Raw genomic sequence first — 6,308 nt, forward strand, 5'->3', positions numbered from 1 at the left:
GAGGCGTATTGTCTCTCAACACACTGACAAAGCGGGCTGAAAAGCTCGCTGATCGTATCCATCGCGCCGGTCAGGCCTACAAACACGGGCTCTCCGGCGCTAATCCCAACCTTCAATCCTTTGTCGAGAATCTGCAAATCATCGACAAACACGGAGCGCTTGTTTCTCTCATCATGAACCGTTCACAGGAAGTGATTTTTGAAAAGATCCTCGAAGCCCGGGAGAAACAGGTTCCCGGTCGATTCATCTGCCTCAAGGCGCGGCAACTGGGAGTCTCCACCCTGATCGAAGCTGTTATTTTCGCGCTGATCACTCTCTACCCCCGGCGGTTCGGCCTTGTGGCCGCGCATCACCTGTCAGGCGCCCGATCAATCTTCGCCATGACCCAGCGCTTCTACGCCAATCTTACGGACGAAAATAAGCCTGTGCTGTCAAGAAACAGTGTTTCGAGGCTGGAATACGCGGCGCCTCACTATTCGAGCCTTCAGGTCGACACCGCGGCCAACCCGACTCTGGCGCGCGGGGCTACATTCCATTACGCCCACGCTTCCGAGGTCGCGTTCTGGGACCAGGCGGAAACCTCGGCCCTGGCCATTAACCAGGCTACTCCGCAGAATTGGGACACGTTGCTCTTCTGGGAATCCACCGCCAACGGAATGAATAACCTTTTTCACAGGATGTGGATCGCGGCCGAGCGCGGCGAAACGTCGATCGCGCCAATTTTCCTGTCATGGAAACAATTCCCGTCATACAGTCTGCCGCCGGGTCCCCGGGCAAAGGACTCCGAACCGACGGAGAAGGAGGTTGAATATGGGAAACTTGCGGGCCTGGATTCGGATCAGCTCAACTGGGCTATAAGCACGCGAAAGAACCAGTGCCAGGACTCGTGGGACAAGTTCCACCAGGAGTATCCGGCAGTCGCGTCTCTCGCTTTCGCGTTCACATCTACGCCCTGGTTTAATCAGGCAATCCTTATGGAGTTTATAGAATCCTCATCAAAGGCGCCCCCCACAAGGGGCAGGCTCGAATGGCCGGACGCGGACCGCGCCAGGGGTCCCATTTTTGTCGAATCAGAACAGGGAGCCATCTCGTTGTGGTCAACGCCGGAGGCTTCGGCGACATACAGCCTTGGCATGGATGTCGGTGAGGGTGTTGGCGCGGACTACACAGTGATTCAGGTTATTAATGACACGACCGGCGCTCTTGTCGCGACTTACAGGTCGAATCGGGTTCGCCCTGAGATTGCGGGCGTCGACGCTTACATGCTTGCGGTCTTTTACAACTATGGATTGCTCGGGATTGAACGCAACGGCCCGGGGCTTGCGACCCTTGTGGCGTGCGAGCGCGGCCTCGGCGCCTATCCATGGATGACCGGCTATCCAAATCTGTACTACCAGACACGCCTCGACAAGAAGCTCCCTGATGAGACTGAGCGTCTGGGATGGCTGACCACAAGGCCGGTAAAAGAGGCCATGCTTTCCAGACTGGCTGAGGCCATCGACCGCAGGGACATTACGGTATGCGACCGGATATCACTGCTTGAGCTTCAGGGACTGGTATGGGACGCGGAGAACCGGTGTTTCAGGCAGAATTACAAGCGGCCGGGCGAAAAACTCACGCATGATGACTCGGTAATCGCATTGGCTATCGCCAATGAAATGAGGCGCTCGGCTATGGGTAATCGCTTTCTGGCGGGTCGTCCCAGGACGTCGGGGGATTTCTGACCCATGGACGCGCGAGTCCTGCCGGATGGCGATATACGTGTCAGAGGCGCGAGCCGGGATGAGCTTTTTACGGTTATAAACGGGGGCGTTGGCTGGTCGGCTGAACAACCCGCGGCGATTGTCGTCATCGGCCTACGGCTTGACGGCCGTTTTCACGCCCTCGAAGAAGCCAGAGGCTCGCTCTTCGAGATTACCGACACGGCCGCGGAGATTGCGGATCGTCTTCTTGTGGACACATTCCTGATCGACGCTACTGATCGTGTGGCCGCAGGTTATTTCCGAAGAACGGCGGTTAACGGGCGGCAGGTAATAAAGGCTGTTCCCGTCAGGATAATCAGGAATTTCGGATCAGCCCTGGAACATGCCCGGGGGCTGCTTCTAAATGAGTCGGCGCTGATAAACGAGCGGCTATGTCCTACACTCCTGTATTCGTTGCGCCAGAATCATGAGTACGCAATGCTGTCGCCGGTGGTCAGGGCCCTGGTTTATGGTCTCCTGGCTCTTCAGGATTGGAACACAACGGATGATGCGGCGCTCCGCTCGCCTGACAGCGGCTGGTACCGGAATCGGCGGAGGAGATAGCCTCTTCCCGCGCCAACTACCTCTTGATCCTCAATCATCTTGGCCGTAATATGAGGTTCAGCGAATTTATACGTTCCGCTTAACCCATATCTTGGAGATCTTTCATGATCGGTAAAGAACTACCCTCCCAGCCGACCGACACCTTGGTCCAGGAAATCATGGGCGCTTTCCTGTACGCCAGCTACCTGGATTCACTGAATAAAACTCAGCCATCAAAAGAAGAGGCGTTGGCGGCGCGGCGCAGTAGCGCTGATGATGATGAAGCTGACCTGATAGATGACGATACTGAGGACGATGAACTGGACGCCTTTGATGACCCTGATGATGACCTGGCCGAAGGCGAATTTGACCTGGACGAGGATGATGATGAGGTGGATGAGTTCTGGGACGACGATGAATTAGATGATGACGATCTGGATCTGGAGGATGATGATTGAAATCATTAACAGTTCCCCTTGGGGTGAAGTAGACAAACATCTCCATCCGGTTTCCCCTCCTTTTTTAAACCAAAAATCATCGCTATTCTTACACGCTCCCCCACCATGCGTGTTTTTGGATTAGGAGTAGTTTATCTACTGCGCCCACCGGGCCACATTCATCGCGTGATCCCCCTTATGAATTCATATTGGTAGAAAGGAAAATTACGATGTGTGATGGGGCAATTATAGCGCGCGAGTTCAGGAAGGCAAGCAAAAACTCACTTGAACCTGACATGCAACTTATGCGTGAGCATTGCGCTCAAATGTTTTGTATCTTCATATCGCCCTGTTATATTTGGTTTTGTTTTGCAGTCAAATAATATTGCCTTACTTGTCAGTAACTTTACTGGACCATCTTTTTTTGCCTTGGGTCCGCTCCGAGCCCAATTGAGTGCGCGCTGATTGACCTGCGAGTTGGCAAACAAAGCATGGTTCAAGATTTTGAACCACGTACCCGTGGCCGACAATTGGTTTTGTTCGAATTCGATGGGGAAAAATGGCGGGCACGGCCCGCCCTACGTAAGAACACACCGATGTCATCTCGAGCGAGCGCAGCGACGAGAGATCTTACCAAGGCGCTGGATGGCACAGCGTTAGGGGTTTCAGCGTATAAGCCGCCTGGTTGGATTTCTCCCAAGGGTCGAAATGACATCGGGGGTGAACCGTAGGGGTTCAAGCGTAGGTCGGCCCGTGGCCGACAGTTGGTGTTGTACGAATTAGATGCGCGAAAGAATCGCGGGCACGGCCCGCCCTACGTAAGAACACACCGACGTCATCTCGAGCGAGCGCAGCGACGAGAGATCTTACCAAGGCGCTGGATGGCACAGCGTTACGGGTTTCAGCGTATAAGCCGCCTGGTTGGATTTCTCCCAAGGGTCGAAATGACATCGGGGGTGTGAACCGTAGGGGTTCAAGCGTAGGTCGGCCCGTGGCCGACAATGGGTTTTGTACGAATTCGACGGGCGAAAGAATGGCGGGCATGGCCCACCCTACGTAAGAACACACCCATGTCATCTCGAGCGAGCGCAGCGACGAGAGATCTTACCAAGTAGCGAACAGGCATTACGTGCGAGGTCTCAGCGTCTAAGTCGCCTGGTTGGATTTCTCCCAGGGGTCGAAATGACATCGGGGTGTGGGGGTAACACAACCAATTTTATCCCAGGGAGCCGGCTTCAAGGTCAGATGCGTAGGAATAGGCGATTATACCCCGATCCTTGATAAATTCATTGGCCTTTTCATCCATCATCGGTGAAATTACTACTAGGGCGTTGGCCTTTTTATTGTGCTTTTCGAGGTAAAACTTGGCCTTTTTGACAAATGTGGCGACATCTCCGCCGCTCATTGAGGACTTTATTTCAATAATGAATAGCTTGCCATTTATTATAACTACGTCCAATTCCACTTGGGCCGGCCATCCAAAGACTACTCCTTCCCTGTCGTCCTCAATGACATTCTCGACCTTGTAGTTCGTGGTTTCTTCCAGGATGCCCTTTAACGCGTTTCGAAATGATTGTTCCGACCTTGTGCCCCAACGGGCGCCCAACGAACCTACAGTCTGAGTAAAGAGGTCGTACAGTTTCTGGTGGTTAATTTCAACTATTTTGATGCTTGCAAGTATTTCGTTGATATTCTTCTGGTTTTCTTCCCACTTACGGTTATTCTCTTCCCACTGCTTCTGGTTTACATCCCATTTCCGGTCGTTTTCTTCCAATTTCCGGTGATTTTCTTCCCATTGCCGGTGATTTTCTTCTCGTTCGGCCCGCATTTCTTCCAGGATTCGATCGAACCGATCCTCGACGACGTTGTTTATCGCGTGACGGACTTCTTCGTTGGAGTTTATGGTTTCTGCGACTTGTTTTTCGAATTTATTTTTGAAGCTTATTGATTTCATGACCCACCCCTATTTGTAGCTAATTGTGAATATTATAACACACCACGCGCAAAATGGAACCCTGGGATTTCGCCGTAAAGAATGGCGGGCACGGCCCGCCCTACGTAAGACATTACCGATGTCATCTCGAGCGAGCGTAGCGACGAGAGATCTTACCAAGGCGCTGTTAACATCAGTATTTGACGTTACGCCAAGGACCGACACGATTCCGACAGCCTGATTCGGTACTGGTTGCGTTTTCCGTGCCCCCAAAGTAACATTATACAAAAAGAGACGATTTCCTGGGGTACCAATGCAATTCACATTTGAATCCGAGATTTGGGAAGAAGACGGGCAGTATGTAGCACGGGCAAATCCGTTCAACGTCATGACCTGCGCGGGGACAAAGCAGGAAGTCCAAGCGGCGCTACTGGAGGCTGTAGAGCTGTTTCTGGAAACTGCTCAAGACATGGGTACTCTTGAAGACATACTGGTTGAATCCGGTTATAAGCCTTCGAACAATTCGTGGGTCCTCATGAGGCAGTATGAGCGGCGCTATGTTGCGCTGGAGCTTTAAATTTGCCGCGGTTGACTCCCGTTAACTGGACTGACCTGGAAAAAGTGGTCTTGAGAATGGGCCTGCGATTCGCCAGACAAAAAGGCAGCCATCGCTCGTATACCAAACCAGGCCTCATCAGGCCGGTAGTCATTCCAGTGCGTACTCAAGTCCCAGTTTCGATTATAAAAGGCATCCTCGAAACTCTCGGAATTTCCCGAGAAGACTACTTCCAACTGCTGAACCAATAGTCAAAACAAAATCCTTTTTCAAACTTTAAGAAGCACCGGTTCAGGATTTCTAACCCCTGGACCTGAGGGCGTTCGTATAGACTATGTCTTCACGTAGGTCGGCCCGTGGCCGACAACTGGTTTTGTTCGAATTCGATGGGGAAAGATGGCGGGCACGGCCCGCCCTACGTAAGAACACACCGACGTCATCTCGAGCGAGCGTAGCGACGAGAGATCTTACCAAGTAGCGAACAGGCATTACGTGCGAGGTCTCAGCGTCTAAGTCGCCTGGTTGGATTTCTCCCAGGGGTCGAAATGACATCGGGGTTGAACCGTAGGGGTTAAAAATCTTGAACCCTTACAATGTTTCTACCACCGTGCCTTACGTAGGTCGGCCCGTGGCCGACAATTGGTTTTGTACGAATTCGACGGGGGAAAGAATGGCGGGCACGGCCCGCCCTACGTAAGACAATACCCATGTCATCTCGAGCGAGCGTAGCGACGAGAGATCTTACCAAGGAGCGAACAGGCATTACGTGCGGGGTCACAGCGTCTAAGCCGCCTGATTGGATTTCTCCCAGGGGTCGAAATGACATCGGGGTTGAACCGTAGGGTTCAAGATTTTGAACCCCTACAATACGCCGTTGCCAAGGCGCTGATAGCGTCTGCGTTCGAGGCTACAGAGCGAAAGCCGCTTGATCAGATTTTATTCTCGCAAGGGTCGAAATAACGATCAGGGTGGGGTAACACAACCAATTTTATCCCAGGGAGCCGGCTTCAAGGTCAGATGCGTAGGAATAGGCGATTATACCCCGATCCTTGATAAATTCATTGGCCTTTTCATCCATCATCGGTGAAATTACTACT

9 protein-coding genes are annotated in these 6,308 nt (G+C 52.5%); 7 read left to right on the forward strand and 2 right to left on the reverse strand.

Features of this window, described 5'->3' with window-relative positions; translation table 11 throughout:
- Positions 1-8: 8 nt before the first annotated feature.
- From WC647_13200 to WC647_13215, 4 genes are all read left to right on the forward strand, one after another.
- A complete protein-coding gene (locus WC647_13200; protein MFA6223265.1) occupies positions 9-1,724 on the forward strand; it encodes a hypothetical protein in 1,716 nt (571 codons plus the stop codon).
- Positions 1,725-1,727: 3 nt separating this feature from the next.
- Positions 1,728-2,306, forward strand: a complete 579-nt coding sequence (locus tag WC647_13205; protein ID MFA6223266.1) for a hypothetical protein — start codon at positions 1,728-1,730, stop codon at positions 2,304-2,306.
- Positions 2,307-2,410: 104 nt separating this feature from the next.
- The gene (locus tag WC647_13210) at positions 2,411-2,743 is read left to right on the forward strand and encodes a hypothetical protein (GenBank protein MFA6223267.1); all 333 of its coding nucleotides are present in this window, start codon (positions 2,411-2,413) and stop codon (positions 2,741-2,743) included.
- Between the two features lie 470 nt (positions 2,744-3,213).
- Positions 3,214-3,453, forward strand: a complete 240-nt coding sequence (locus WC647_13215) for a hypothetical protein (protein ID MFA6223268.1) — start codon at positions 3,214-3,216, stop codon at positions 3,451-3,453.
- Between the two features lie 4 nt (positions 3,454-3,457).
- On the opposite strand, the gene WC647_13220 is transcribed toward WC647_13215, so the two are convergent.
- Together WC647_13220 and WC647_13225 are read right to left on the reverse strand one after the other, a co-directional pair.
- Positions 3,458-3,766 (reverse strand): hypothetical protein, encoded by a 309-nt coding sequence (locus WC647_13220; protein ID MFA6223269.1) that lies wholly within the window; start codon positions 3,764-3,766, stop codon positions 3,458-3,460.
- Positions 3,767-3,938: 172 nt separating this feature from the next.
- The gene (locus WC647_13225; GenBank protein MFA6223270.1) at positions 3,939-4,676 is read right to left on the reverse strand and encodes a DUF3782 domain-containing protein; all 738 of its coding nucleotides are present in this window, start codon (positions 4,674-4,676) and stop codon (positions 3,939-3,941) included.
- 292 nt (positions 4,677-4,968) lie between these two features.
- Between WC647_13225 and WC647_13230 the strand changes: the two genes are divergently transcribed.
- The 3 genes from WC647_13230 to WC647_13240 all read left to right on the forward strand — a co-directional run bounded on the left by WC647_13230 (position 4,969) and on the right by WC647_13240 (position 6,053).
- Positions 4,969-5,232 carry a hypothetical protein gene (locus WC647_13230; GenBank protein MFA6223271.1) on the forward strand — a complete coding sequence of 88 codons (264 nt, stop codon included), beginning with the start codon at positions 4,969-4,971 and terminating at the stop codon, positions 5,230-5,232.
- Between the two features lie 2 nt (positions 5,233-5,234).
- The gene (locus WC647_13235) at positions 5,235-5,462 is read left to right on the forward strand and encodes a type II toxin-antitoxin system HicA family toxin (GenBank protein MFA6223272.1); all 228 of its coding nucleotides are present in this window, start codon (positions 5,235-5,237) and stop codon (positions 5,460-5,462) included.
- A 456-nt stretch (positions 5,463-5,918) separates the two neighbouring features.
- Complete coding sequence (locus WC647_13240) at positions 5,919-6,053, forward strand: hypothetical protein (GenBank protein MFA6223273.1); 135 nt, start codon at positions 5,919-5,921, stop codon at positions 6,051-6,053.
- The last annotated feature ends 255 nt before the right edge of the window (positions 6,054-6,308 follow it).

This window comes from Desulfomonilaceae bacterium (assembly GCA_041662605.1).
Lineage (GTDB): Bacteria > Desulfobacterota > Desulfomonilia > Desulfomonilales > Desulfomonilaceae > CAJBEZ01.

Excerpts from the sequence above, each read along its gene's own strand:
- WC647_13225 (MFA6223270.1), bottom strand. The coding sequence starts at position 4,676 with ATGAAATCAATAAGCTTCAAAAATAAATTCGAAAAACAAGTCGCAGAA.
- WC647_13220 (MFA6223269.1), bottom strand. The coding sequence starts at position 3,766 with ATGCCCGCCATTCTTTCGCCCGTCGAATTCGTACAAAACCCATTGTCG.
- WC647_13215 (MFA6223268.1), top strand. The coding sequence starts at position 3,214 with ATGGTTCAAGATTTTGAACCACGTACCCGTGGCCGACAATTGGTTTTG.
- WC647_13205 (MFA6223266.1), top strand. The coding sequence starts at position 1,728 with ATGGACGCGCGAGTCCTGCCGGATGGCGATATACGTGTCAGAGGCGCG.
- WC647_13230 (MFA6223271.1), top strand. The coding sequence starts at position 4,969 with ATGCAATTCACATTTGAATCCGAGATTTGGGAAGAAGACGGGCAGTAT.
- WC647_13210 (MFA6223267.1), top strand. The coding sequence starts at position 2,411 with ATGATCGGTAAAGAACTACCCTCCCAGCCGACCGACACCTTGGTCCAG.
- WC647_13240 (MFA6223273.1), top strand. The coding sequence starts at position 5,919 with ATGTCATCTCGAGCGAGCGTAGCGACGAGAGATCTTACCAAGGAGCGA.